The 1178-nt window shown below is 64.3% G+C and carries 1 protein-coding gene; it reads left to right on the top strand.

Annotated elements, in window-relative coordinates:
* On the top strand, positions 1 to 1176 hold a 1176-nt coding region (gene tuf / locus ACH13J_RS18335; protein ID WP_397544783.1), incomplete at its 5' end, for an elongation factor Tu.
* Between the last annotated feature and the right edge of the window lie 2 nt (positions 1177 to 1178).

Below are 1178 nucleotides of genomic sequence, written 5' to 3'. Positions count from 1 at the left end.
ATGGCAAAGGAAAAGTTTGACCGTTCGAAACCGCACGTGAACATTGGCACGGTTGGTCACGTTGACCACGGCAAGACGACGCTGACGGCGGCGATCACGAAGCAGTTTGGCGATTTCAAGGCGTATGACGAGATTGACGGCGCGCCGGAGGAGAAGGCGCGCGGGATCACGATCTCGACGGCGCATGTCGAGTACGAGACGGAGAACCGTCACTACGCGCACGTGGACTGCCCGGGCCACGCGGACTACGTGAAGAACATGATCACGGGGGCGGCGCAGATGGACGGCGCGATCCTCGTGGTGAACGCGGCGGACGGCCCGATGCCGCAGACGCGCGAGCACATTCTTCTGGCGCGGCAGGTTGGCGTTCCTGCGCTGGTGGTTTTTCTCAACAAGGTTGACCAGGTTGACGACCCCGAGCTTCTGGAGCTTGTGGAGATGGAGGTGCGCGAGCTTCTGAGCGAGTACGACTTCCCCGGCGACGACGTTCCGATCATCGCGGGCTCGGCGCTTGCGGCGCTCGAGGACCGCGACCCCGAGATCGGGTCCGAGAAGATCAAGGAGCTGATGGCGGCGGTTGACGACTACATCCCGACGCCGGCGCGCGCGGTCGACCAGCCGTTCCTGATGCCGATCGAGGACGTGTTCTCGATCTCGGGCCGCGGCACGGTGGTGACGGGCCGTGTCGAGCGCGGGGTGATCAACGTGGGCGACGAGATCGAGATCGTTGGCCTGAAGGACACCAAGAAGACGACCTGCACGGGCGTGGAGATGTTCCGCAAGCTGCTGGACCGCGGCGAGGCGGGCGACAACATCGGGGCGCTTCTGCGGGGGATCAACCGCGACGACGTTGAGCGCGGGCAGGTTCTTTGCAAGCCCAAGTCGGTGACGCCGCACACGAAGTTCGAGTGCGAGGTCTACATCCTGACCAAGGACGAGGGCGGTCGGCACACGCCGTTCTTCACCAACTACCGTCCGCAGTTCTACTTCCGCACGACGGACGTGACCGGGACGGTGAGCCTGCCGGAAGGCACCGAGATGGTGATGCCGGGCGACAACCTGAAGTTCGAGGCCGAGCTGATCGCGCCCATCGCCATGGAAGAGGGCCTGCGCTTCGCCATCCGCGAAGGCGGCCGCACCGTCGGCTCCGGCGTCGTCTCCAAGATCATCGAGTAAAA

Source organism: Roseovarius salis (genome assembly GCF_044472985.1).
GTDB lineage: Bacteria > Pseudomonadota > Alphaproteobacteria > Rhodobacterales > Rhodobacteraceae > Roseovarius > Roseovarius salis.
Note: the sequence above shows the minus strand (reverse complement) of the source record. Positions and strands in the feature narration are given on the sequence as shown.